Annotated in this window: 24 protein-coding genes and 1 pseudogene; 16 read left to right on the top strand and 9 right to left on the bottom strand. The window is 44.3% G+C overall.

Going from position 1 to position 25,669, the window contains the following annotated elements; all coding sequences use genetic code 11:
* Positions 1-23 precede the first annotated feature (23 nt).
* Complete coding sequence (locus ABGV42_RS13940; RefSeq protein ID WP_347382173.1) at positions 24-470, bottom strand: hypothetical protein; 447 nt, start codon at positions 468-470, stop codon at positions 24-26.
* A gap of 29 nt (positions 471-499) precedes the next feature.
* Entirely contained in the window at positions 500-922 is a 423-nt protein-coding gene (locus tag ABGV42_RS13935; protein WP_347382172.1) for a hypothetical protein, read from the bottom strand.
* 313 nt (positions 923-1,235) lie between these two features.
* Between ABGV42_RS13935 and ABGV42_RS13930 the strand changes: the two genes are divergently transcribed.
* Positions 1,236-1,367, top strand: coding sequence for a sporulation protein YjcZ (locus ABGV42_RS13930; protein ID WP_095357864.1), 132 nt, complete (start codon positions 1,236-1,238; stop codon positions 1,365-1,367).
* A 342-nt stretch (positions 1,368-1,709) separates the two neighbouring features.
* Here ABGV42_RS13930 and map read toward each other — a convergent pair whose 3' ends face one another.
* Together map and ABGV42_RS13920 are read right to left on the bottom strand one after the other, a co-directional pair.
* Positions 1,710-2,456 (bottom strand): type I methionyl aminopeptidase, encoded by a 747-nt coding sequence (gene map / locus ABGV42_RS13925; RefSeq protein WP_347382171.1) that lies wholly within the window; start codon positions 2,454-2,456, stop codon positions 1,710-1,712.
* 5 nt (positions 2,457-2,461) lie between these two features.
* Positions 2,462-3,046 carry a TetR/AcrR family transcriptional regulator gene (locus ABGV42_RS13920; RefSeq protein ID WP_347382170.1) on the bottom strand — a complete coding sequence of 195 codons (585 nt, stop codon included), beginning with the start codon at positions 3,044-3,046 and terminating at the stop codon, positions 2,462-2,464.
* 450 nt (positions 3,047-3,496) lie between these two features.
* Here ABGV42_RS13920 and ABGV42_RS13915 point away from each other — a divergent pair, with 450 nt between their 5' ends.
* Complete coding sequence (locus ABGV42_RS13915; RefSeq protein WP_347382169.1) at positions 3,497-4,198, top strand: SDR family NAD(P)-dependent oxidoreductase; 702 nt, start codon at positions 3,497-3,499, stop codon at positions 4,196-4,198.
* Positions 4,199-4,396: 198 nt separating this feature from the next.
* Positions 4,397-4,846, top strand: a complete 450-nt coding sequence (locus ABGV42_RS13910) for a MarR family winged helix-turn-helix transcriptional regulator (protein WP_431523617.1) — start codon at positions 4,397-4,399, stop codon at positions 4,844-4,846.
* A 242-nt stretch (positions 4,847-5,088) separates the two neighbouring features.
* Here ABGV42_RS13910 and ABGV42_RS13905 read toward each other — a convergent pair whose 3' ends face one another.
* From ABGV42_RS13905 to ABGV42_RS13895, 3 genes are all read right to left on the bottom strand, one after another.
* Positions 5,089-5,370, bottom strand: a complete 282-nt coding sequence (locus ABGV42_RS13905; protein ID WP_347382167.1) for a GNAT family N-acetyltransferase — start codon at positions 5,368-5,370, stop codon at positions 5,089-5,091.
* A gap of 3 nt (positions 5,371-5,373) precedes the next feature.
* Positions 5,374-5,616 (bottom strand): (4Fe-4S)-binding protein, encoded by a 243-nt coding sequence (locus ABGV42_RS13900; protein ID WP_347382166.1) that lies wholly within the window; start codon positions 5,614-5,616, stop codon positions 5,374-5,376.
* Positions 5,617-6,293: 677 nt separating this feature from the next.
* Complete coding sequence (locus ABGV42_RS13895; protein ID WP_347382165.1) at positions 6,294-7,667, bottom strand: MFS transporter; 1,374 nt, start codon at positions 7,665-7,667, stop codon at positions 6,294-6,296.
* 191 nt (positions 7,668-7,858) lie between these two features.
* Between ABGV42_RS13895 and ABGV42_RS13890 the strand changes: the two genes are divergently transcribed.
* The 3 genes and pseudogenes from ABGV42_RS13890 to ABGV42_RS13880 form a co-directional block, all read left to right on the top strand.
* Complete coding sequence (locus tag ABGV42_RS13890) at positions 7,859-8,173, top strand: ArsR/SmtB family transcription factor (protein ID WP_347382164.1); 315 nt, start codon at positions 7,859-7,861, stop codon at positions 8,171-8,173.
* Positions 8,174-8,426: 253 nt separating this feature from the next.
* A complete protein-coding gene (locus ABGV42_RS13885) occupies positions 8,427-8,900 on the top strand; it encodes an HIT family protein (RefSeq protein WP_347382163.1) in 474 nt (157 codons plus the stop codon).
* A 449-nt stretch (positions 8,901-9,349) separates the two neighbouring features.
* Positions 9,350-9,682: pseudogene (locus ABGV42_RS13880) on the top strand (ABC transporter substrate-binding protein); the annotation flags it as partial.
* 135 nt (positions 9,683-9,817) lie between these two features.
* Here the strand turns inward: ABGV42_RS13880 and ABGV42_RS13875 are convergent.
* The gene (locus ABGV42_RS13875) at positions 9,818-10,096 is read right to left on the bottom strand and encodes a GNAT family N-acetyltransferase (RefSeq protein ID WP_347382162.1); all 279 of its coding nucleotides are present in this window, start codon (positions 10,094-10,096) and stop codon (positions 9,818-9,820) included.
* Between the two features lie 263 nt (positions 10,097-10,359).
* On the opposite strand from ABGV42_RS13875, the gene ABGV42_RS13870 reads away from it, so the two are divergent.
* From ABGV42_RS13870 to ABGV42_RS13855, 4 genes are all read left to right on the top strand, one after another.
* Positions 10,360-11,076 carry a class I SAM-dependent methyltransferase gene (locus ABGV42_RS13870; protein WP_347382161.1) on the top strand — a complete coding sequence of 239 codons (717 nt, stop codon included), beginning with the start codon at positions 10,360-10,362 and terminating at the stop codon, positions 11,074-11,076.
* A 178-nt stretch (positions 11,077-11,254) separates the two neighbouring features.
* Positions 11,255-12,076 (top strand): MerR family transcriptional regulator, encoded by an 822-nt coding sequence (locus tag ABGV42_RS13865; protein WP_347383235.1) that lies wholly within the window; start codon positions 11,255-11,257, stop codon positions 12,074-12,076.
* Positions 12,077-12,091: 15 nt separating this feature from the next.
* Positions 12,092-13,270 carry an MFS transporter gene (locus ABGV42_RS13860; RefSeq protein WP_347382160.1) on the top strand — a complete coding sequence of 393 codons (1,179 nt, stop codon included), beginning with the start codon at positions 12,092-12,094 and terminating at the stop codon, positions 13,268-13,270.
* Between the two features lie 137 nt (positions 13,271-13,407).
* The gene (locus ABGV42_RS13855) at positions 13,408-13,854 is read left to right on the top strand and encodes a DUF1569 domain-containing protein (protein ID WP_347382159.1); all 447 of its coding nucleotides are present in this window, start codon (positions 13,408-13,410) and stop codon (positions 13,852-13,854) included.
* Positions 13,855-14,030: 176 nt separating this feature from the next.
* On the opposite strand, the gene ABGV42_RS13850 is transcribed toward ABGV42_RS13855, so the two are convergent.
* Positions 14,031-15,095 carry a LacI family DNA-binding transcriptional regulator gene (locus ABGV42_RS13850; RefSeq protein ID WP_347382158.1) on the bottom strand — a complete coding sequence of 355 codons (1,065 nt, stop codon included), beginning with the start codon at positions 15,093-15,095 and terminating at the stop codon, positions 14,031-14,033.
* Between the two features lie 465 nt (positions 15,096-15,560).
* Between ABGV42_RS13850 and ABGV42_RS13845 the strand changes: the two genes are divergently transcribed.
* The 6 genes from ABGV42_RS13845 to ABGV42_RS13820 all read left to right on the top strand — a co-directional run bounded on the left by ABGV42_RS13845 (position 15,561) and on the right by ABGV42_RS13820 (position 25,491).
* On the top strand, positions 15,561-16,496 hold the full coding sequence (locus ABGV42_RS13845) for an ABC transporter permease (RefSeq protein ID WP_347383234.1): 936 nt from the start codon (positions 15,561-15,563) through the stop codon (positions 16,494-16,496).
* 15 nt (positions 16,497-16,511) lie between these two features.
* The gene (locus ABGV42_RS13840) at positions 16,512-17,393 is read left to right on the top strand and encodes a carbohydrate ABC transporter permease (RefSeq protein WP_347382157.1); all 882 of its coding nucleotides are present in this window, start codon (positions 16,512-16,514) and stop codon (positions 17,391-17,393) included.
* Positions 17,394-17,449: 56 nt separating this feature from the next.
* The gene (locus tag ABGV42_RS13835) at positions 17,450-19,054 is read left to right on the top strand and encodes an ABC transporter substrate-binding protein (protein ID WP_347382156.1); all 1,605 of its coding nucleotides are present in this window, start codon (positions 17,450-17,452) and stop codon (positions 19,052-19,054) included.
* A 102-nt stretch (positions 19,055-19,156) separates the two neighbouring features.
* Complete coding sequence (locus ABGV42_RS13830) at positions 19,157-20,638, top strand: glycoside hydrolase family 32 protein (protein ID WP_347382155.1); 1,482 nt, start codon at positions 19,157-19,159, stop codon at positions 20,636-20,638.
* Positions 20,639-20,656: 18 nt separating this feature from the next.
* Positions 20,657-21,559, top strand: coding sequence for an ROK family protein (locus ABGV42_RS13825; RefSeq protein WP_347382154.1), 903 nt, complete (start codon positions 20,657-20,659; stop codon positions 21,557-21,559).
* A gap of 107 nt (positions 21,560-21,666) precedes the next feature.
* The gene (locus ABGV42_RS13820) at positions 21,667-25,491 is read left to right on the top strand and encodes a GH32 C-terminal domain-containing protein (RefSeq protein ID WP_347382153.1); all 3,825 of its coding nucleotides are present in this window, start codon (positions 21,667-21,669) and stop codon (positions 25,489-25,491) included.
* The last annotated feature ends 178 nt before the right edge of the window (positions 25,492-25,669 follow it).

Below are 25,669 nucleotides of genomic sequence, written 5' to 3'. Positions count from 1 at the left end.
TCTTATTTAGGAGTGGATCGACTTTAATCGTCACTATATGCGACGGCATTAAAACATTCCGGCCCCACACGTGTGGCTACTTCGGATGGGGACACTGGAACAAACGTTACATAACATGAATAGATCAGTTGGCCAGATGGGGGAGCTGGAATGTTATAATCAGATCCTTCAAAGCTCGCTAAGATGCTTCCTTCCGAAGGGAACACGGGTTGCTGGACGACATAGACTGGTGTTCCTGAATTTGAAGCGGATCTATATATTTCAAATCGAACGGCAGAAGGAATAGAAGACAAATTGGCAACAGAAATGCGATAAGTGCCGTTGAATTGTGTACGAATTAGTGGTCCTGGACTAAAGATATTGAGTCCGAGGATACCCACTAGAGTCGGCGTATTGGATGCAAGTGGAGCATTTAGCGGAGTAACACCGTTGGATCCGAGAGAAGTACGAGCATCAAGTGTACGTACCATGGGCGATTCCTCCTATCTATAAACTCTTATTAATCTGATACAATAAATCCATCGAAGTTTTCCGGCCCCACACGCACGGCGCCTAATAGGTTGGAACTGATAAATGCGGTGTACGTCAATTGGGGGAGGATAGGTGGATTGAAATCGTTACCCGAAAAAGTAATGACCTGTGGCGCTAAGACGCTTAGCCCAAATGTAGCAGTGGCAGAATAGACTGCAGGATCAGTTGCCTGGGTTCCTCGTACGACTCGAATCGTTATTCCAGCAAGGGCTAACGGAAGTGTAACGGAAACCGTTCCTTTAAACTGAACACGTGGGTTAGTCCCAGCACCGGCTGTCAGTAGACCAATCTGTCCGAAAAGCTGAGGCGTGTTAATAACTAGAATGGGTACAGAGATAGAGTTAGCTAAACTAGCGTTTTGTGATGTTCGAGCATCCAAAAAAGTGGTCATGAGATACTCACCTCCTAACGATGTAGATATAGCATAATATACGTAATACCTGATGCATTGCATGGATGAAGTGGCTATCAAATTAAAAAAGGCAATTGTCAGTCAAACAACAGCAGAGTGTTTTGATGGGATGGTTAGCTTGAAGAATAAACTATTGTGATTGCGAGTATGATAAAGAGGACTCCCATCCTTAGTTGAATGGAAGAAGGCTTACCCTGTTTAAGTTTGGGGTGTGGCCTTTTTTTCTATAAGCCTTGTCAAAACGGATGTACCTGAATAATCTATCTCATACCAATTAGAGGGGGATGGAAACATGAGTGAAGTTGGGTATGGTAATGGTAATGTAGGAGGAGTAAGTGGAGGATATGGTGGTTTTACGTCCATTGGTGCAATACTCGTACTCTTTATTTTATTGGTCATTATCTCAAAGGCATTCTTAGTGTAATTCGTTTACTTCTTACTTTCTCGCCAGCTTTGCTGGCGGTTTTTTTGTTTGATCATGTTAGTTAAACGATGATAAAATCTAGAATGTAACCTCAGGTTTGATATGTAATTAAAGAATTACTATAGCTCGTTAAGCTAACGGGAAACGTTAGCTTAACAGCCCACATATGCAACCGAATATGCAACCGATTAAACGTATTGAATTTATTACGATTTATTTTTTTATTGTTAGCTGACGCCGCGACAAAGTTTTCGATTAAATGTTATACAGTAGTTAGAGAAAGATGCTATGCCAAATACGACAAATAGAAGTCGACCACGAAATGGTCGACTTCTATTTGTTCTATTGTAAGGTCAAAATTTGTGGACCTTCAGCCGTGATAGCGATCGTATGCTCATATTGAGCGGCAAGCTTGTTGTCGATCGTCCGTGCTGTCCAGCCGTCCGGATCGATTCTAATCAAGTAGTTGCCTTCGGTGATCATGGGCTCAATCGTGAACACCATACCCTCCTTGATACGGAGGCCTTTTCCTGGCTTGCCAACATGCATATAAGTCGGCTCCTCGTGCAGGTCGCGACCGATGCCATGGGCAAGAAGGTCGCGCACGACGCCGAAGCCATGTGATTCCGCATACCTCTGAATCGCACTTGTCACGTCGCCGAGCCGATTGCCGGGCTGCGCCTGCTCGATGCCCAGTTCTAGACATTGCTTTGTGACGCGCATCAACTTCTCGGCCGTTGGCGATATCTTGCCGACGGCATAACTCCAGGCAGAATCGCCGAGCCAGCCGTCCAGCTCCGCGACTGTGTCAATCGTCACGATATCGCCTTCCTCAAGTGGCTTATTGCTAGGGAAGCCATGCGCGATCACATCGTTGGCGGAGGCACAGGTCGCATAGGGATAGCCCTTATAGCCTTTCTGGTATGGCTTTGCACCGTGCTTCATCATAATGTCTTCAAAAATGCGATCAATCTCGTTGGTTGTAATACCTGGTTTGATAAGCGGGGCGATTGTACGATGGCATTCAGCCACCACTTGGCATGCCTTCCGGATAGCCTCAATTTCAAACTTGCTTTTTAAAATGACCATTCGTCTCAGGACTCCTTTGTAATAGCTTGCATGGCTAGATGGGCAATGCGATCCACGTCAAGTTCGGAATTGCCTGCATAATAGTACAGTCCACAGCAGCCGATCAGTACAGCAAGCATATGGTCGACACTATCGTCTTCGCACTGGGTAATCAATTGGAGTGGAACGTACAGTTGTTCCATAAATCGTTTCTTGGCGTGGTAGCGATCTTTCTCAGGCAAGCCTGTATAATGTTCTGCCGCCATTTTATAGACAAGATATGTACAAGCATCTGATTGCCAAAGCTGGAGCAGCGCTTTGCAATAGGCCAAAACCTGCCTGTCATCCTGGTGGCTGCCGTTGTTGTTCGCCCATTCTGTGATAACTTGCTCGCATCTCTCGAAGCCCCTACACAACACATCTTCTACTAATAAATGCCGGTTGGGGTAATAATGGTACACTGTGCCGTATCCAAGCTTTGCCTCGCGGGCAACGTCACGAATATCAAAACTTCCGCCCGTGCGAAAGTAGGAGAGCGCGGCGACGTTCAGGATCTGTTCTCTGCGTTGTATCCGTATAAGCTCATTTTGTTCTTTGGTACGGGGGGACATAGCGTGTTAACCTCCTTATATAGACCTGCAAATTTGTCAATATAAAAATAGTAACGCATGAGACGGAGAAATGCAAAAGATTCATTCGTTTTCGATAAGATGAAGCGGCTTTTGTTCAAGTAACAGGCAGCTTACTAAAGAGGATGTTACCTAATGGTTACTTTTTTCTTTAGAACTTGGTCCTGCGCAGATTGCAGGCAACCGTGAATGGTAATAATTCAGTCGACTTTGAATGTTGAGGAACGCTGTAGGCTCCTTCTCTATTTTAGCTCGCCTTCTGCGGCTCTTGGCCGCGCAGTACGAGGAAAGTTCCTTTGTAAAAGAAATAGCTTGCCAGAAAAGATGATTTGTCATAAACTGTTGATGTATCAACGTTGATATATCAACAATTTGCGGAAAAGTTACGGAGCAGTGAACCAAAGATTGCCCGTAGAAGAAGGAGAATAACAGATGACAAAGACAGCATTAGTAACTGGTGCGAATAAAGGGATTGGTTATGAGATTGCTAAAAGGTTATTAGAAGCAGGATATCGTGTTTTAGTTGGGGCACGCGATCAGGAGCGAGGAGATACGGCAGTAACTGCCCTTCGAGCATTTGGTGATGCACATTTGCTATTGTTAGACGTAGCTGATTTACACAGTATTGAGAATGCAGTAACAACGATTACACAGAATTACACAGAATTATCGCTATTGGTGAACAATGCCGGTATTCCAGGCGATATGCATAAAGTTGGATGGGAATTTACTGTGGAGGAACTTCAAACCACTCATAAAGTTAACTTTATCGGTCCTTTTGCGCTCTCAAAAGGCTTGCTCCCGCTACTTATTGCCAATAAGGGCATTATTCAAAATATCAGTATACCTATTGAGCCGTTACCTTACTTCAATGCATTTGCCTATACAACATCCAAGGCTCCTTTGAATGTCATGACAAAGTCTTGGGGAATGAGTTTTGAGAAGGAGAATATACCTGTAGAGATTTTCACAGTGATGCCTGGGGCGGTTTCAACAGATTTGAACGGGCATATGACAGGAGATTTTGTAAAAACACCTGTTCAAGCAGCGGAATTAATCGTTAACTTTGTTTTGGATGATGAAAACCACAATGGACAAGTGATAAATTATGACGGTACTTTGTCAGTGTACTAGGTAATATTTTTTGATAGTCCTCTTTCTACTTGAGAGAGGGCTTTTAGGTTTTGATTGAGAACGATGGCGGCCATAAGGAAGGAAAAACATGTTATTGCAGTGGTGTAGGACAGCTTACTTGTAAAAAAAGAAAATAAATTGTATATTGTCTAATACATTGCAAGCACGTAGCAGTCAAATATTATTACGAAAGATGTGATGGTTTTGAGCAAAGATTGGTCACAGGAGTCGAAGTTGTTATACGAAATGTACCGTGTAAACAACGCCATAAATACTACATTTGATGCTTACATCAGCATCAGCCAATCTCGCTTTGAAATACTCGCATTAATATATCAAGAGATTGAAATCAGTCAAGGTGATTTACAAAAGAAAGTCACCCTTGATAAGGCAGCTGTCGCAAGACATCTCAAACAGCTTGAAGACAATAAGGTTGTATCACGAAGAAAAAAAGATGGGGACAACCGTATAATTTTAGTCCAATTAACGGATTACGGAAGAGAATTGATTGAATCCTCACAAAAGGAAAAAGAGTATTTTGCGAAAGAACTATTAACGGATATTAATGATACAGAACTAAATGTGCTAAGAAAAATATTAGTGCAATTAAACCAAAATGTTGAACGAATGAAGGAAAACGATAGATAGAATACAGAAGCATTGTTACTGATTATAACCAGAGGAGGGTCGCTATTTTAGCGGCTTTTTTAATTTGTTTATTTTCAAGAGTTATTGTACGGCCAGCCCCTTGATGTTCTGGTAATTATATATGAAAAAGATGCTCTGCTAAGTGAGTAACGACGAGGTTGGCAAAATGAGCCTGAAAGGCACGTAGAAATCTCGTACTCACTCTCAGGCTCTTTTATCTTATTACTGTCGTAATTAGATTGTTATTTATTAAGAACATCCGCGTATTCGGGGATACGGTCAAAACGTCCCTTGGCGAACGGGCATAAGGGTAAAATCTTAATACTGTTTTCTCGCGCGTATTCTACCATGGCTTTCAGAAGCTTATCGCCAAGCCCTTGTCCCCGGTAAGCATTTTCGACCAAAGTGTGATCAATAATGTAAAGCTCTGGACTCGAGATTACATACGTCATCACCGCAGCAATGTCGCCGTTATCATGAATAAGAAATCTTTTATTAGCAGTTTCATGCTCTACAATATGCATGCTTCATCCTTCTTTCCTTGTTGAATATTCGTCGTCCAGACGTTTATACGTCAGCGCTCCGCTTGGACATGTGTCAATATGCTTGGCAATGGCCTCCGACGTGTCGCCATCGGGATTAACCCAAGGACGCTTGCTCAAATCAAAAACACCAGGAAGGCCCTTTACGCAAATACCGGAATGAATGCACACCTCAGAATTAAACATTACTTCGATATTTTTCCCGTAGTACAATTTCTCCTTGCTCATAGTTCCTTCACATCTTTCACATTTGAGTTTGTTTTAAAGACCGAGATCCATGCTTCGAAAGCTGTCAGAACGCTTTGGCGCATGCCAAAAGCGATAATTCGTTGTCCAACTCTTTGGTGGTTTCATTCTGTTTTCTGTGAAAGCTGCGAATGAAAACCTTCGGATACGACATCGTATTGGCATTCCTCTCAATCATTGTCTGCCTTGGCTCTCGATGTCCGAATTATAAAGAGGATTCGATGATAAGTCAACGTGACGAATCTCCCAATGTTTTGGCCCAAGCTCGTCGGTAGAAAATGGGCTTGAACTTCACTTTTATGGGACAGTTGTCTCTAATGCTGTAATTACAAACATTTTAGAAAGGCCATCAGGCGATGGATTATTACACTAACGGGAAACTTGATCGCATCTGCTATAACTTTTCTAGGGATTTTGGTTGCTTTTCTAGCTTTGAAACAAACCAAGCCTTCAACAGTCGATGATATTCAAGTAAAAGCAGTTCACTAATGGATAACACTTCAAGTTATATGGAAAATGAAAAAAAGCAAAAGGCCGAGTATAGTTTCTCTGGGTCTTTTGCTTTTTTGTTTATATGCGTAAGTAAGCACTGAAATGGATTAGATATAGAGAGTAATTTTAAACGTTTATTCAATGAAATGGATGTGACAAACCAATCTTTAGCTTGGTTGTGTAAGAGTTCCACTTTTTCTATAGATTATAGCAGAAACAACACCAACGACTGCTAACACACATAAGCCCCAGTAAATATTCGTATATGCTGTAGCCAAGGTGAATTGTTGCTGTTTTTCCAAAGCAATGGCTACTATTGCAACCCCAAAAGCTCCACTGAAAAACTGAAGAAGTTGATATAAACCCATTCCCGAACCTATATACTTCCTATCAAGTACACGTGAGATTTCGTTGGATAAACAGCTGGAGAGTGCTGTAAATGCCAGACTAAGAATCATATAGGTAACCATTGCTCCTATCCAAGAGTGTCCAATAAATAAAGCGAAGAGTAACGTAGAAATTAACAATAATACAGGTCCATACTTCAAAAAATGGCGATTCCCGTAACGGTCGATGACACGTCCCACTCGGCGTGAGGCAAGGATAGCGAGTAACGAACCAGGAAAAATGATTAATCCCGCATTACCGGGTGTAAAGTTGAAATTTTGAGTTAAGATCTGAGGCAAGAGAAATAAAGTGGCAAAATTACATATATAACCTGTCATTCCTAGTAAAACGAGTATTAAGAATGGACGGTTTGCAAACAGCGACGGAAGTACAAAGGGTTCCGGAGTTTTACGAATTCGCACAACAAAGAGTATTAATGCAACGAGTCCGGCAATAAGCATAATCCACTTCTGGTTTGTCGTGAATAGAAGTAATGAAGTCGTACCCAAAGCGAGGAATAACCCACCAATCAAATCAAAGGATCCAACCTGTGGTAACTCCTTAGGAAGCAACGTAAGAAATAATGGAAGTAGCAGCAAGACGAATGAAGTCAGAATAAACAACCAGTGCCATCCCAAATTTTCGACAATTACTCCTCCAACGACTGGTCCCGCACCAAGTCCTAGTGAAACAGCGGACATATTAATGGCCATAGCAGCACCACGGCGTTCTATAGGTATATAGCGCGTATAAAGCACCATAGACAGGGAAATAACACCGCCCGCACCAGCTGCCTGCACAATCCGACACAGAAGCAATGCTACAAAGCTCCCACTAAAGAATCCGATTAAGCTAGCCAGTCCTAAAGCAACGACTCCAATATTCAACAGCCGTCTGAGTGGTATGAAGTCAGATAAACGGCTAAATGTGATCGAAGAAACAGCAAACATAATTGAATATCCGGACACAATCCAAGAAGCTGTGGACGAGGAAATATGGAAATCCGAGATGATCCTAGGCAACGCCAAATTAAACATGGATGTATTCATAAGTGCCAAGACAATAGCGATACATATTGCAGCAATGGTAAAGCCTTCTCGGGCTAAAAGGGGTTGCTCGGATTGAACTACCGAGGGATTTTTTTCTGAACTCATACGATCTCTCCTTCTGATTTTATCACCTATGTATACATATTATTTTATTGTTCGTAAAATAGCGAACAATTGAAGTATATAACGCCTTGTTGTAAAATACAACATGAAATTGTTAGATGAGAACATGTTAAAATGTAAGCACACATCAGCTAATCATAGATTTGGTATAAGAATATAATGGGGGAAAATTTATGAAATCACTACATCATCCGGATCGTAAAGACTTCATGCTACCAGCAGTTCTGCATGCACTCAGTGATCCAATTCGTCTTCACATGGTGGCACAGATGCATAGGAGTGGAGAGCAGGCTTGTAAGAATTTTGACGTTCCGATTGCGAATTCTACAAGGTCACAACACATTCGGACACTTCGAGAATCTGGAATCATTTATACTCGTTTTGAAGGAACCAAACGTTTGTTGTCACTTCGAACAGAAGACCTCAATGAACGCTTCCCTGGGTTAATAGATTCCATACTGAATGTTTATGAAAGTGAAAAAAATTAAGTGAAATGAATCGAGATAAGCTAAGATTTGAGAACGTAGAACACGGTACCATTGAGAGTCGCTATATTAGCGACTTTTTTATTTTATTTGAACAATTCAAGTAAAGGGCTTGTACCCATTTCCGATTTTGCATCTACCATTCGATTATCTCCAGTTTGATTCTATATGTTAATAGGCAGAAACATCGCAACGAACAGACATCGCCTGCGTCTAACAGCTGAATGGAAAAATATGAGAGGAGTTGAATATAAAGATGACAATATCATTTTCACATAAGCCCGAAGGATACGAATGTCCATTTTGCTGTATTTGGGGGATCGAGCACCCTAACCAGGGAACAAAACAAAGGGATATCATCTATCAGAATGAAAAGGTAACGGCATTTATAGCGAGCAAATGGTGGCCAAACAATAAAGGACATGTTCTTGTTGTTCCTAATCAACATTTTGAGAACATCTTTGAACTCCCTGCGGATTACGCTGTTGAAATTCACCGCGCGGCACAGCTTACAGCATTTGCAATGAAAAGTACATATGGATGTGATGGGATTTCTACAAGGCAGCATAATGAGCCGGCTGGCAATCAAGACGTGTGGCATTACCATCTTCATGTTTACCCTAGATATGTGAACGATCAACTTTATCTGTCAAAGGGATCTCCGTCTGATCCAGATGAACGCTCTTTCTATGCGGATAAGTTGCGTTCTTGGATAACGGAGAACATTTAAGGCTTAGCAGGAGAAGAACCTGGGGATACGTGGGCCGTACTAGAGCAAGAAATCAGGTTCTGTCATTACGTTAACGGGGAGCTGAAAGGGAGCCGTGTAATCGTATTCAAGCGTTCCCTATAATAACTTTATACAGTTGCGGCATACTCGTCAATTTCCCTAATTATGATTCCATCAAGATTGTGAGCCGATTGAAAATGTAGGTGTAAGACCAGAAAGTCACCAGCCAAGCTCGCTAAAGGATGCCATTTGTTAATGTCTATCCTATAATCTCCTGCATTTACCGCCTGATCCAACTGTACGTGTTCTACTGTTCCAAGAATCAGATGATCTTCGCCGACAGGAATAATTCGATCCAGCTTTAGCTCAAACGCGATTGGTGCTTCAAGAACTGCAGGCACATCGACTTTTTCGCAGGTTTTAGGTGTGACACCGGCAAGGTGCTCGCTTTAACACTCCCTCCTATTGGCGCAGCTCTCGCGAACATGAAAGATAACGTGATTTATCAGAACAAACTGCGAAATATTCATAACATCGGTCATTGGGCAGATCCAGATAAAATTGCACAACTGCAGCCCGAGTTCTTATTGCTCAGCTATGTCCATCCCGAACAAGATTTGCAGAAACTGGATGCGATTGCTCCAACGGTTATATTGAACAGTAAGTTTAGACTATTTGAGCGGTTACGGTCTATTGCCAAACTAGTTGAGCGTAGTACTGCGACGGAAAAGTGGATTGTTGGATATGAGAACAAAGTAAGATGGGGACGCAGGCAATTAGCATGACGTGGATTGTGTGTGGAATCTCCTTTACATCAGAATAAAGGAGCAGTTAATGCAAAAGAGCCAGAGGGGACGAAGAGATCTCGTACTCTCAGACTCTTTTCTCTTAATATGGTCATCATCATTCAATAGTTATTAATTGAGAATATCCGCGTATTCAGGGATGCGGTCGAAACGACCCTTAGCAAACGGGCACAAAGGTAAAATCTTAATACCGTTTTCCCGCGCGTATTCCACCATAGCTTTGAGCAGCTTGTCGCCAAGCCCTTGTCCCCGGTAAGCATTTTCAACCAAAGTGTGATCAATAATGTACAGTTCCGGACTTGAGATTACATACGTCATTACCGCAGCAATGTCGCCATTATCTTGAATAAGAAGTCCTTTATTAGCATGTTCAAGTTCTACATTATGCATGTTCATCCTTCTCTCTTTTGAGTTTGTTTATAGACAAGATTCATACTTCGAAAGCGAACCTTCTGAACCGACATGGCATTGGCAACCGTGGCCAGCAAATTATGGCTTGGCTCTCGATGTCCGAATTATAATGAGGAAATATGGATAAGTAAACGAGACGAATCTCCAATGTTTTGGTGCATTCGTGGTGATGGGTTGCGTTATACTTATGTAACATCCAGATTCATCGCAAAAACGATATAGAAAGTGGGAAACAACAATTTATGATTCCATTAGTATATGACCAGATTAACCTTTGGGGAAAAGATGATGAATTTTTCCTTGCATTGCTAAAGAGATTGAAAGTGGAGTCTATAGCTGACTTAGGCTGTGGAACAGGAAGGTGGACTACACATCTTGCTCAATACGGATATACAATCACAGCTATTGATCCCCATGAAGAAGCGATTAAACTGGCGAGAAGTAAGGATGATTCAGGCAATGTGAAGTGGATTGTAGGAGACAGCTCCAATTTACAAACCAATACGTATGACGCGGTTATTATGACAGCCAATGTTGCACAGGTATTTCTTACAGATGATAGTTGGAAACAAGTGATCTCAGACGTATTTCGCTCCCTAAAAGTTGGCGGTCACTTTATTTTTGATACAAGAAATCCTCTGGTAAAAGTTTGGGAAGAGTGGGAAAAGGATATGAGTCCTGATGTAGCCAAAGACAGGTTAAGTGGAGACCCTCTTGAAATCTATACAGAATATGAGGGGTTTGAGCAAGATGTTTATACTTTCTATGAAACTGTGAAAAATACAAAAACAAACGAAGTCCTCGTTCATGAAAAAATGCAGATACGATTTCGAAATCAAGGAGAATTGGATGAGTCACTGAAACAAGCAGGTTTTTCGAAAATTGAAACATATGGGGATTGGGAATTTAAATACGCAAATTCTGAAAGTCGATCTTTTATTTTTCATTGTGTAAAATAGAGTTATTGAAAAGCAGAATTATAGTGATCGCTAAAAAGGATACCGCCTTTTACATGACAAAGCAGCTGATCAACACGATCGGCTGCTTTTGTTCGACTAAAAATGCATTCACAGCCTTGACTTTCCCCTGCACAGGAAACTGTATACTCACCTTATGTTATGGATTGGAGATGATATGTTGTTCAAAATCAGTGCGTTTTCCAGGTTAAGCAAGGTTTCTCTAAAAACACTGCGTTACTACGACCAGATCGGCATACTTAAGCCGAGAAAAGTAGATCACCATACGGGATATCGTTACTATTCCGCAGATCAGCTTCTGGAGCTCAACCGAATTTTAATGTATAAGGAGTTGGGGTTTACATTACCCCAAATTACACAGCTGCTCCAGGAAGATATTACACTCGAGAACATTCAAGGCATGTTTAAGCTGAAAAGAAGTGAAATCCAGCAAATGATCGATACGGAACAAGCCAAACTTGTCAGGATTGAAGAGCGTATGCAGCTTATCGAAAGGGAGGGGCAGTTCGAAACAGGCCAAGAAATCAGAATTAAAGCAGAAGGTGCTCAAACGTTTCTTTTTCAAAAAGCATATGGAAGAGAAGAAGACATTCCAGCGTTATTTCGTCAATTGGATCTGTTACTAACAACCGAAATTCGGCAGCAGATCCAAGGACCTCAGGTTGTGTTGTGGAAAGACATCGACGGAAAAGAGGATGAGTTCGAGTTTGAAGTGGGATATTTTTTAACCTGTGAGCTGCAATCCTCTCCAGAGCCATTTCAGCTGCGAATTCTTCCTCCTGAACCGATGATGGCCACAATGGCTTTTCACTCCGATTCAAAATTTGACGGTGCGGCTTGTGTCCATTTAGCGCAATGGATTGAGAAAAATAACTATCAGATCAAGGAAAACGAATCGGGTAGGGAACTGTATGTACCTTTATCTCCAGAAGGAGATGCACAATTCATTGAAATACAAATTCCAATACAAAAAGATAACTGAAGAGGGTGGAGTGAAATGAAAAATAAAGGGATCATCTATGTCTTGGCCCTGGCCGTTTTCTTGATTGGAACCATTGAATATATTATTACAGGAGTTATTGAAATGCTCGCTTTGGACTTGGGAGTATCTACTTCCGAAGCCGGGTTACTAGTCACAGTGTTTGCTCTCGCTGCGGCCATTGTCTCTCCGATGTTGATCACACTTACGATCAATGCAGATCGCAAGAAACTACTAATGACAACCCTCGGTGTGTTTATTGTAAGCAACGGTATCATGTTTGCAGATCTTGCTTATGAGACATTGCTATGGATACGTGTCATACAAGGTGCTAGTGGAGGAATGGCTACCGTCTTAGCCATGGCCGTAGCAACCCGACTGGTTGAAAAAGAAAAAAGGGGCAATGCCATCGGGATCATTTTGATGGGACTGAGCAGTGCGCTAGTGCTCGGTGTTCCCATAGGTACTTTTTTTAGTGAGATGTTTGGCTGGAGAATTCTATTTATTCTCATTGGTATATTAAGTGTTCTCCCATTACTAGTCATCTATAAAAAGGTTCCGGCAATCAAAGAAGAAGAAAAGGTTACCTTTAGCATGCAGCTCTCTATTCTGAAAAACCCGACTACTCTGATAGCTTTGGTCATTACATTATTTTATGTTGGTGGCTATGCTACACTGTTTACTTATATTACGCCTTTCTTGCAAGAGACATCTTCTCTTACCATGACTGAGATTACCGGTGTACTGTTTTTGGCAGGCATTTGCAGTTTTGTAGGATCAAGAGTGGGGGGTCAATTGGCAGATGCAAAGGGTTCGAAATTCACCATTCTTCTCGGGCTTATATTACAGGGGGTTACGCTTCTTTTGTTCGCGCTAGCGGGTGTCCACCTCTTGGCATTCATTTTGATTTTAATGATTTTTATGCTATCCACGTGGAGCATCTCCCCGGCCCAGCAGCTATATCTAGTTACGCTAGCACCTCGAAATCCGGACATTGCCCTTAGCGTAAATACGTCTTTCATTCAATTTGGCTTTGCTCTGGGATCTGCTTTAGGCGGTCTCGTCATCCGGAGTACATCTGTCCTTTATCTGAACTGGTTGGGTTTGGCTGCAGTGGGTATAGCTTTACTTCTGGCCATCTTACTGTTTAATAAAATGAGCAGTAGTCGAACTAAAGCTCCTATGGTTACTAAATAATAAAATGAGCTGGACGCCCACATTCAGTGCAAACTAACGAGCAGGATAGTTTTATCTTCAACTTATTTGAATATTATGGTAGTATTTTGTTGTTGATCCAATGATTCTTTTGAAATGGTCAGGAGGTCTATCTCTTAGTGAATACTATTTTTGATCTATCGGCTGCAAAAGAAATTTTAGGACGCATCGATCAATTAAACCAAGATGTTCAACCTGGGTGGGGGCGCATGGATGCTGCTCAAATGCTAGCTCATTGTTCCTCTTTCCAAGACATAGCAACGGGAAAATCTCGATCCTCAAGAAGCCTGCTAGGCATACTGATTGGAAAGTTTGTAAAGCCCATTTTTTATAACGACAAACCACTTCCTCACAATATGTCCACGATTCAAAGCATAATGATCGTAGATCAAAGGGATTTTGAAGTAGAAAAAGAAAAGCTAAAACAAAATATCATAACGTTACAACGTGAAGGGCCCGGAAATGATGCCATTCCGCATCCTTTTTTTGGAATGCTTACTTCCGAGCAATGGGGTAGAGGAATATACAAGCACTTGGACCATCATCTAAAGCAATTTGGCGTTTGATTGAATCTGCCTAGTGATTACTTAGAGAAATACAGGGTTAACTGATATTCATTAGAAAATGCAAAGAAGTGGATCACCCATCTGCAGGGGGTCCACTTCTTTTTGTGACAATTAGTCCAAAGATAAAGATACCGTTGTAATACATTTCAATAGTACTGTGGAACATTCCCTTTACCTTATTTTACTAGAGTCGGCTCAGCCGGCATAATTCCAGGTGTCGACTCCCTGATAATGGGTGTAGTCACAATATGCGAGACCTGATAAGGTTGTTCGGGGTTGTCGATTCGGGATAACAGCATTTCGGCAGCCTTAACCCCCATCTCATTGCTGTAAATATGAACCGTCGTTAACGGAGGCTCAATAATTCTTGATTCAGGCGCGTTATCGAATCCACATACCACAATATCCTGCGGCACCGTCACCTCTCTTGATTTAAAAGCCCTGATTAGCTCGACCGCAATAAAGTCATTGGCACATACATATGCGGTAGGATACGACTCCAGCGCGGCTACCCGCTCTCTCATCCAACCAGGTTTGGAGAAGAACAGCTTATCATTGTCTGTAATGCAGTGGGATAGATCGACCTGTAACCCCGATTCCAACATTGCGCGATGATATCCAATCCATCGTTCATTGAAGCTTTTACAGTGATTGTAATCCCCAGCGAATCCGATACTTTTGTAGCCGCTATCAATTAACTTTTTGGTTAACTGGTAGGTGCTATGTTCATTCTCCATAAGCAGCAGATCGGCATGAAAATCCGGATAACAGATGTTGGATGCACAATCGATAAAGATCGTGGGGATCCCAAGCTCTGTGATGAGGCGGGTATATTCCAGGTCGAATAACTCGATGCAGATAATTCCGTCCACTTTTGCAATATCAAAATTGTTTGGAAGCGCAAGGGCGTCCTGGTCAACTTCACGAACGATATGGATCGAGAGATTATAGCCCTCGGCACTGATACGTTTCTCCAAACCGCTAATTAACAGCGATCCAAAATGAGACGTATTCGGCAGGTTCTCTGTTAACAGGGCGATATTGCCCGGCGTTTTGTTAAGGACATGCTCACTTTCCATATAAGCAAATTGTTTATATTTTAACTCAATGGCTTTTTTAATTACCCGATTCCGTGTCTCTTCTGGAATGTTTCCGCTATCATTTAGGGCTTTGGAAGCTGTATTTCTGGAGATGCCTAATGCATCCGCGATATCCTGTATCGTAACTTTCTCTTTTGCCATGTCGTGCCTCACCTCTATTGGTCAATTAATCATCCCAAATGATTTCTAATTCAAATGTATAATATATCGGAGTAAATAGCAATTGTAATTTTACAAATGCACAATTGTAGCTGAATTTTGTCAATCCAAAGAATTTCATTATCTATGATTTTGTAATTTAAGTTTTCATGATACAAATCGGCAGCAGTCTCCATTGTTACAACGAATTTTTTTCATATAATAGGCTACATTTTGCTGTATATTCCCTCTTTCGTACAATTAGTACAGGAATAAACACAAATTTTTTTAGCAAATGCACAATTATTTTTTCACATTTTGTATTGACTAAACGATATCACCCCTGATAAATTGTAAAATATCAAATAAGCAATTGTAAATATTGAAAGCCCTTACTATAAGCAATTGTAAACTTCATTGATGAACGGAGGTCGTGTGTTGGATAACACAGTAAACACCAATAAGAGGATGGGGAAGGGCCTCAAAGAGAGGAGCTCCATTCTTCATCCACTGCAGCAAATCAAAAAGAATTACTTTTTGTATGTACTGCTTGCGCCAGCTCTGATCCTGACTCTGATCTTCAAATACATTCCGATGTATGGAGCCATAATTGCATTCAAGGATTTTAGTCCAATCAAAGGGATTATGGGGAGTGAATGGGTAGGGCTGAAGCATTTCGAGAAATTTTTGGCTTCACCCAATTTCGATGTCATTTTCATGAATACGCTTAAACTTAGCTTTTTTGGGCTGATATTCAGCTTCCCGGTGCCCATTCTGCTGGCACTCATGCTGAATCAGGTGCGCCAAGCCGGAGTGAAGAAGAATATTCAATTGTTTCTGTATGCGCCCAATTTCATATCCGTTGTCGTCGTTGTCGGCATGTTATTCATTTTCTTATCGCCGACGGGTCCAATTAACCAATTGACCACATGGATTACGGGTCAGCCGATCATGTTTATGTCCGAACCCGAATATTTCCGCTGGATCTACATTTTATCTGATATTTGGACTGGAGCAGGCTGGGCTTCGATCATATATGTTGCGGCTCTGGCTAATGTCGATCCAGAGCTTCACAATGCAGCCAATCTGGATGGAGCCAATCTTCTTCAGCGTATCCGCCACATCGATCTTCCCACCATTCGTCCGATTATGGCGATTGTGTTTATCCTTGCTGCTGGCGGAATTATGTCCATCGGATTCGAAAAGGCATATCTGATGCAAACATCTATGAACCTGCCATCATCCGAAATTATTGCAACCTATGTTTACAAGGTCGGATTGCAGTCCGGTGATTACGCCTATTCTGCGGCAGTAGGTTTGTTTAACTCCATCATTAATGTAATCCTGCTCGTTACCGTGAATCTGATTGTGAAGAAATTAAACGAAGGCGAAGGCCTTTACTAGAAAGGAGTGTTACCCATGACGATCAAACCGACAGGGCTGGATCGTGTGATCCTCGCGCTAAATGCTATTTTTCTCACCTGTGCAGTATTGGTTGTGGTTGTTCCTCTAATTTACATTGTCATCGCTTCATTTATGGATCCAACGGTACTGCTTAACCAGGGACTGTCCTTCAATGTATCGGACTGGAGTCTGGATGGTTATCAGATGATTCTGTCCAATCCGGCCATGATTCGAGGCTTCTCGAATGCGGTGTTATACTCTGTTTCGTTTGCCTTCGTGACCGTGGCAGTTTCGATCTGTGCGGGATATGCATTATCAGAGGAAAGGCTGGCGGGAAGAGGATTTTTCATGATTGTGTTTATCATTACGATGTTCTTCGGTGGCGGCTTGATTCCCACCTATCTGCTTGTGCGCAATCTCGGCATGCTGGATACCATATGGGCCATCATTATTCCGGGAGCGGTTAACGTTTGGAACATCATTCTCTCCAGAACGTTTTTCAAAGGCGTGCCCAGGGAACTCAAAGAAGCTGCGAACGTGGATGGTGCTTCCGATATGAAGATTTTCTTTCAAATCGTCATTCCGTTGTCCAAACCCATCATTTTTGTCCTCGCGTTGTACGCATTCGTAGGGCAGTGGAATTCTTATTTTGATGCCATGATTTATTTGGATAACCCCAACCTTCATCCGCTACAGCTCGTTCTGCGTTCCATTCTGATCCAGAACCAGGCTGCACCGGGCATGATCAGTGATCAGCTTGCCATGGCGGAGCTCAAACGTCTTTCCGAGATGATTAAGTATTCCGCCATTGTCATTTCAAGTCTGCCATTGATTATCATGTATCCGTTTTTTCAGAAGTATTTCGAGAAAGGTGTCATGGTAGGTTCACTTAAATAGTGAACAGCCTGAGATATCGCAAGTCAGATCCAACAATATAAAGTGGAGGTCACGTCATGAAAAAAGTGAAAAAGTCCAAAAGAGCTACCGCCGTATCCCTTTCCATGTTGTCTGTTGCACTTTTGCTCTCGGCCTGCGGTGGGGGAGGGGGCGGCGCAGCTAGTGAAGCCCAGTCCCCCGATGGGAAAGTGACATTGAATTTTATAACGCAGAGCTCCCCGCTGGCTCCGGCCGATCCGAACGAGAAACTGATTCACAAGAGACTCGAGGAAAAGACCAATGTGCATATCAACTGGAAGAACTACACAAGTGATGTATTTGCCGAGAAAAGAAATTTGGCGGTGGCCAGCGGGGAGCTGCCCGATGCCATTTTTGACGCTGGTTACGGAGATTATGATCTCCTGAAACTGGCCAAGGACGGAGCCATCATTCCACTCGAAGACTTGATCGAACAATACATGCCCAATTTGCAAAAGGTGCTGGAGGAAGCGCCAGAATACAAGAGCATGATCACGGCTCCGGATGGTCATATTTACTCTTTCCCATGGATTGAGGAGCTGGGAAGTGGTAAGCAGCGGATACAGGCGGTGGATAATCTGCCCTGGATCAATGTGGAATGGCTGAACAACCTTGGGCTGAAGATGCCGACGACTACCGAGGAATTGAAGGAAGTGCTGGTCGCGTTCAAAACGCAAGATCCAAATGGAAATGGAAAAGCGGACGAAATCCCGTTGTCGTTCATCAACAAGCCGGGCGGCGAAGATCTGACTTTCCTTTTTGCCGCATTTGGACTTGGGGAGAACTGGGACCATACCGTGGTAACGAACGATGGAAAGGTCGTCTTTACGGCAGCGGATGAAGGTTACAAGGAAGCGGTGAAATATATTCACGAACTTGTCCAGGAAGGTCTCGTGGATGTGGAAGCCTATCAACAGGATTGGAATACGTATCTGGCCAAGGGAAAGGACAATAAGTATGGCATGTATTTCACCTGGGATAAGGCCAACATTACGGGAATGAATGATACGTATGATGTGTTGCCTCCGCTTGCTGGTCCTGATAGAGAGCGTAATGTCACAAGAACCAACGGGATCGGACTCGACAGAGGACGTATGGTCATCACAAGCAGCAATAAAAATCTGGAATCCACAGCGAAGTGGGTGGACCAGCTGTACGATCCGCTTCAATCCATCCAAAACAACTGGGGAACCTACGGGGATGAAACGCAGCAGAATATTTTTGAGTTCGATGAAGCCAAAGGTATGCTGAAGCATCTGCCGTTGGAAGGGGCAGCACCTGTCGAACTTAGACAAAAAACGAGCATTGCCGGACCGCTGGCGATTCTCGACAGTTACTACGACAAATACACGACCAAACCGGAAGATGCTGCATGGCGCATGGAGCTGCTTGACCGGGTTATGGTTCCGCATATGAAGGCGGATAACGTATATCCAAGTGTGTTTTTCTCCATCGATGAGCTTGACCGCCTATCTACCATCGAGACCGACCTGTTTGCCTATGTACTGCGCATGCGCACGGAATGGTACCAAAACGGGAAAATCGAGCAGGAGTGGGATGCCTATTTGAAAGAATTGGATCGTCTTGGATTGCAGGAATGGCTTCAAATTAAACAAGCGGGATATGACCGCAATACCCAATAAAAACAAACCGGACGCGGAGACTTTGCCATATCTAGCACGCACAAGCAAGCTCAGATATTGGAGTCTCAGCCAAACCGTTTGATTCAAAGGAGAGAACCACACATGTCTATCATTTCAACAACTGATTACCGAGGTGCTTATCATTTCTCGCCGAAGGAGAAGTGGATGAATGATCCCAATGGGATGGTGTTTTTTAAAGGTGAGTATCACCTGTTCTATCAGCATCATCCATTTGGTACCACATGGGGACCGATGCATTGGGGGCACGCTGTGACCAAGGATCTCTTTACTTGGGAAGAGCTTCCTGTGGCTATGGCGCCGGATGAACATGGCATGATCTTTTCGGGCAGTGCTGTGGTGGATTGGAATAATACTTCCGGTTTCTTTGATGAGGAGCCAGGGCTGGTGGCCATTTTCACTCATCACCTGGAAGTGCCGAACGGTCAACCGATTCAGCGGCAGAGCATTGCGTATAGCAAGGACAATGGACGTACATGGAACAAATATGAGGGGAATCCGGTATTGGAGCATGAGTCTTTCGTCGATTTCCGTGATCCCAAGGTGTTCTGGCATGAGCAGACCAAGGAATGGGTGATGATCATTGCCTGTGGTCAGACGATATGCCTGTATCGTTCTCCCAATCTGAAGGAATGGACTCTCGGCAGTGAATTCGGCGAGGGTATTGGTTCACATGACGGCGTATGGGAGTGTCCAGACCTGTTTCCGCTGGCGGTGGATGGGGACAATGGGCATGAAAAATGGGTCATGCTTGTCAGCATTGGTGCTGATCCAGCCTTCAAGGAAGGGTCCAGAACGCAGTACTTTATCGGAGATTTTGATGGGTCGACGTTTGTTCCGGATGAAGCTTCCCGCACTGTTCGCTGGTTTGACCACGGCCGGGACAACTACGCAGGAGTCAGTTGGTCCGACATTCCGGCAGAAGACGGCAGACGCCTGTTTATGGGCTGGATGAGCAACTGGATGTATGCCAACCAAACACCAACAGAAGGTTATCGCGGCGCGATGACTATTGCCCGGGAGCTTACTTTGGAAACGATGAACGGAAAAATCACATTGGTACAGCGTCCTGCACGTGAGCTGGAGCAAGCCCGAAAACCAATATTGACCTTGCAGAACGTTTCTGTCGAAGAGGCAAGGAATCATCTTAACACGCTGCAACTGGTGAGCTATGAAGTAGATGCGACATGGGCTTCGGATCAATCCGTTCAATTTACTTTGAGAAGCAGCGCGAGTCATCAAACAGTCGTTGGTATAGACGCGAATCAGCGAGAGGTGTACGTCGATCGCAGTCGATCAGGCATCGTTGATTTCCATGAGCATTTCCTGGGACGTCATACAGCAAGTACACAGGCAGTGAATGGGGTTCAACGCTTGCGTATCTATGTAGATTCTTCTTCGGTTGAGGTATTTGCCAATGATGGTCAGGCGGTTATTACCGATCTGATCTATCCGGATGCAGAGGCGAAGCGAATCTCGGTGGATGCTGATCAAGACGACCGGATCTTCTCATCTCTTCATATCTACGAATTGTCTCCTGTAAAGGTGAAGGTCAATGAGGATTGAAGGAGAGGGGGCGGGTAGATGCGTATAGGTGCCATCGAAGCAGGCGGAACAAAATTTGTATGTGGAATAGGCAATGAACAAGGACAGATGGAAGACTGGTGCAGTTTTCCGACAGATCATCCCGAGACCACACTTGCCAAGGTTAGTGACTATTTCAGGGATAAGGGAGTGGCTGCTATCGGCATTGGCTCTTTTGGTCCGATCGATCTGCAACCGGATAGCCCCACTTACGGTTACATTACCACAACCCCTAAGCCGGGGTGGCACAACTGCAATGTAGTTGGAAGCTTGAAGCGTGCATTCCCGGTTCCCTTCGGATGGGATACGGATGTAAATGCGGCAGCACTGGGCGAAGTCACCTGGGGAGCTGCGCAGGGATTGGACAACTGCGTGTATTACACGATTGGCACAGGTGTGGGCATTGGGCTGATCGCCGGAGGGAAAAGGGTGCACGGATTGCTGCATCCAGAGGGCGGGCACATCCGGACAAGGCGGCATCCGAAGGATCAATTTGCCGGATTATGCAAGTATCATGGGGACTGCCTGGAGGGGCTTGCCGCAGGTCCAGCGATCGAAGCCCGCTGGCAGAGTCCCGGCAGCGAGCTGCCGAAAGACCACCAGGCGTGGGAGATGGAATCCTTTTACATTGCCGAATCCATTACAACGTCCATCCTGCTGCATTCGCCGCAGAAGGTCATCTTGGGCGGTGGAGTCATGCAGCAAACGCATCTGTTTCCCATGATTCAGGAACGGGTTGTGCAAAATCTCAAAGGTTATGTGAATGCGCCTGAGTTGCTGCACCATATCGACCAATATATAGTTCCACCCGGGTTGGGACAACACGCAGGTTTATACGGTGCGCTTGCCTTGGGCATCGAAGCATTTCAACAAGTAACGACTGAATCATCGTTATCATCATAATCCACATGTTCCGGAAAGGACGGATGCAGATTCGCTTAGTTGCTTAAGGGAGTGCACCGTCCTTTTTATTTTATTGTCTTAATCATTCGGAGAAATGAGGGATGTTCATGAAAATCTTCTTCCGATCCATAGGCTGCGTTCTATTATCCTGCATCCTTGGTACTGCTTCCGTTCAAGCATATTCAACATCATCCATTACGGACAAGATTGCTTTGCAGCAGAATGAGGCATCAATCAAACGACCAAAACCTCAACAGACGGAGGCGGTTGCCATGAAAATCGACGTGACCAGGGCAGCAACGAATTTGTCCGGCTGGACATTGCACGGTAAAGGCACTCTTGACGATACGAATGAAGGACTTCATTTGGCTTCCGAAGAGAGGGAGAACGTGATAGCCTTATCGGCCACGCGCGCCGATGATTTTATGTATGAAGCTGACTTGTTAATCCAGGATATGAAGGCGGATGCCAGTCTTATTTTCCGTTCCGATGATACGGGCTGGTCTTCCTATATGCTGCAAGTGGTTCCTCAGGCAGGTCTGATCAGACTAAAAGATGCCAGTGGGAAATCGGGATCGTTGTTTGAAGAGCATTCTGTGAGCATGGAGTCTGGCGGGATTTATCATTTGAAAGTCAAAACGGTCGGCGAGAGATTACAGGTTTATTGGGAGGGCGGGTACGATCCGGTGATTGATGTAAAAGACAGCGCCTATAGATCCGGGAAACTGGGGATTCATGTATGGGACGGATCAGCCTTGTTCCAAAATGTGAAGATCAGCACCATGAGTGGAAATTTGGGAGAACCCGTTTACAGTGAAGGCGATTGGCAGCCGGATCTAAAAGGATATCGGGGTAAAGGGATTACGCAGGGGGAAACACGGATGATTTACGAGAAAACGGCAGGGGATTTTGTATACGAGGGCAATCTATCTTTGGCCAATACGAGCTCGGCAGCACTACTATTCAGGTCAAATACAGACGGGACAAAGGGATACAAAGCGGCCCTTACTAGAGTAGGGGAAGAGGTTCGGGTACAGCTGCAAAAGGCGGACGGAACTATTCTTGCGAATTCGGATCGCACATACCCGAGTCAGCCGGAAGCAAGGCATCATATCGAAGTCGTTGCCTCCGGTAATTTGATTCAGGTGTATGTAGATGGCTATGCAGTACCGGCTGTTGAGGTCACGGATTCCAGTTATGCCGATGGATATGCCGGACTCGCGGTTGAACAGGGCATGGCTTATTTTCAGGATACTTATATCACGGAAAATTCGATGTATTATACGGAAAAATACCGTCCCCAATATCATTACTCTCCGATTCGTGGGTCGGCAAGTGATCCGAATGGATTGGTTTATTATGAGGGGGAGTATCATTTATTTCACCAGGATGGAGGGACATGGGCACATGCAGTCAGTACGGATCTTGTAAAATGGAAGCGTTTACCCATTGCTCTGCCATGGAATGATCTGGGTCATATATGGTCGGGATCAGCGATCGCCGATCTGGACAATACATCCGGGCTGTTCTCGGATTCCGGTGGCAAAGGTCTGATTGCATACTATACGTCTTACCATCCGGATAAGCCAGGTGGCAATCAGCGCATCGGCCTCGCATACAGTACGGATCAAGGCCGGAATTGGCAATACGCTGAAGACCATCCGATTGTCATCGAGAACCCGGGCAAAAATGGCGAAGACCCGGGGAGTTGGGATTTTCGTGATCCAAAGGTCGTTCGAGATGAAGATCACAACCGCTGGATCATGGTCGTTTCAGGCGGGGATCATATCCGTTTTTTTACCTCAACGAATCTGCTCGATTGGACATTAACCGATAACTTCGGATATGGGGAATACATTCGCGGAGGGGTATGGGAGTGTCCCGACCTGATTCAGCTGCCAGTAGAGGGGACGGATGAGCGCAAGTGGGTGCTCATGATCAGTACAGGGGCCAATTCGAAGACCCAAGGATCGGATGCAGAATATTTTGTAGGCAAGCTGACGGCTGAGGGGAAATTCCTGAACGATCACCCAGCCGGGGAGGTACTGAAGACAGATTTTGGTAAGGAATTTTATGCGTCGATGTCATTTGCAAATATGCCGGATCAGCGGAAAGTGATGCTTGCATGGATGACAAACTGGGATTATCCATTTGATTTCCCAACGGCCCCTTGGAAAGGTCAATTGACTATTCCAAGAGAAGTTTCTCTCCGAACAACGGACGATGGCGTACGTCTGGTACAGACGCCCATCACCGAACTTGAGACACTGCGGCAAAACCTGTACAGTGCGCGTCAGCGAATGGTTGGGGCGCAATCGCAGAATCTGCTCCAAGGTCTGACTGCAGGGGCGTACGAGATTGAAGCTGAAGTGGAAATTCCAGCAGGCAGTCCCGTAACGGAGTTTGGTTTTCACCTGCGTCAAAGGGAAGGGCAAAAAACGACCGTGGGCTACAAGACGGAAAAGCAGACCATGTTCGTGGATCGCACCACTTCGGGAGACATGGGTTTCTCGGGCTTATTTACCAAAGTTCATGAGGCGTCGTTGCAACCTGAAAATAAGAGAATAAAGCTGCGTATATTTGTCGATGAATCTTCCGTTGAAGTGTTTGGCAATGATGGCAGGCTTGTTTTTTCGGATGTCATTTTTCCAGATCCGGCTGGGAGGGCGATGGCGTTCTACAGCCTTGGCGGGAATGTGAAAGTGGTCTCAATGAATGTGTATGCCTTGGACAATATCTGGAGAGAAGGTATGTCCCCCAATCTGGTTATTGCAGATACGCAGAGAAGAGTAGCGAATGTGGGTCATACTGAAACCCTCTACGCTTCGGCTGAGGGTGGACCAGGAAAAGGGGCCCAACCGCTGAAATGGACCGTGAGTAATCCTAAAGTAGTGAACATCGTTGATTCCGGCAAGGCGCATGCTACAATTCGTACTGTAGGCAAGGGAGAAGCTTGGGTGACGGCTTCCATGGCTAACGGCAAAGCTTCTGCCAAAATACCCATTACGGTAACGGATGGCGTATTTCATACGAATTTGTCTGGTTGGCAGAAGGATCGGCCATCTGCCCAGTGGTTTGTTTCGGACCATGGCATACAGGGCAGTGACCGCAGTGATTCACAGTATATTGCACAAGAGACTGCCGGAGATTTTCGATTAGAGGCTGATATGCGGCTGGATTCAGAAGGAGGAGCCGGCTCCATTCTGTTCCGGGCAAGCGAGGATGGACGAAGCGGTTATTATCTCAACATTGATCCCAACCTGAAGGCGATTCGCCTGTTTTATAAAGTGGGTGGAAAATTCGAGAATCGGCAGGTCCTGGCCCGCATTCCAAAATTCATTCGGGGTGATCAAACCTACCATATCCGGATTCAGGCAAAGGGGACTCGTATTCAGGTTGATCTGGACGGCGAACAAATCATGGATGTTCAGGATGGCATGTTTGCCGAGGGACACTTTGGTGTGCACACATTTGGAGGAAGGGCGTCTTTCCAGAATGTGAATGCATTTGATATGAAAAAAGCATCTTTGGACACCGTGATGATTCACAATGCAGGACATCCTGTTGCCATACAAGCCGTTTCATCCCAGGAAGGCGAGGTAGTGAACGTGGTTAATCAGACCAATCAGGAAGATACGCGTGCTGTATGGATACTTATGCCGACCGGTGATGACCTGGGTTCTTACTCGATCCGCACCGTCAACGGAATGTCATTGGATTGGGATGTTGGTCAGAACCGTATTCAACTCTACCCGTATCTCGGGTACCCCAATCAACGCTGGAACATATCCAAAAACGATGATGGAACAGTAACCATTACAAGTGTGCACAACGGGAGTGCACTGCGCGTATCAGAAGATGGAACCAAGCTGGTGATGGAAGAATTCCATTCTGAAGATGAGAACCAGAGATGGTCCTTGGAAAAACAATGATATTACGGTTCCGTGCCTCTTATTAAATGTGTATATAAATTTTTAGTGAATTGAATATCCCTTTTGTTATCCTAACCTTATTAATCCTACCTAGCAGAAGGCGGCCTGCTAATAAGTCGGCTGTCTTCTCATTACGGCAGGTTAACTAAATAAAAGCAATCATGTAGTAACAGTGACA

Origin of the sequence: Paenibacillus pabuli (genome assembly GCF_039831995.1) — a bacterium.
Classification (GTDB): Bacteria; Bacillota; Bacilli; order Paenibacillales; family Paenibacillaceae; genus Paenibacillus; species Paenibacillus pabuli_C.
Note: the sequence above shows the minus strand (reverse complement) of the source record. Positions and strands in the feature narration are given on the sequence as shown.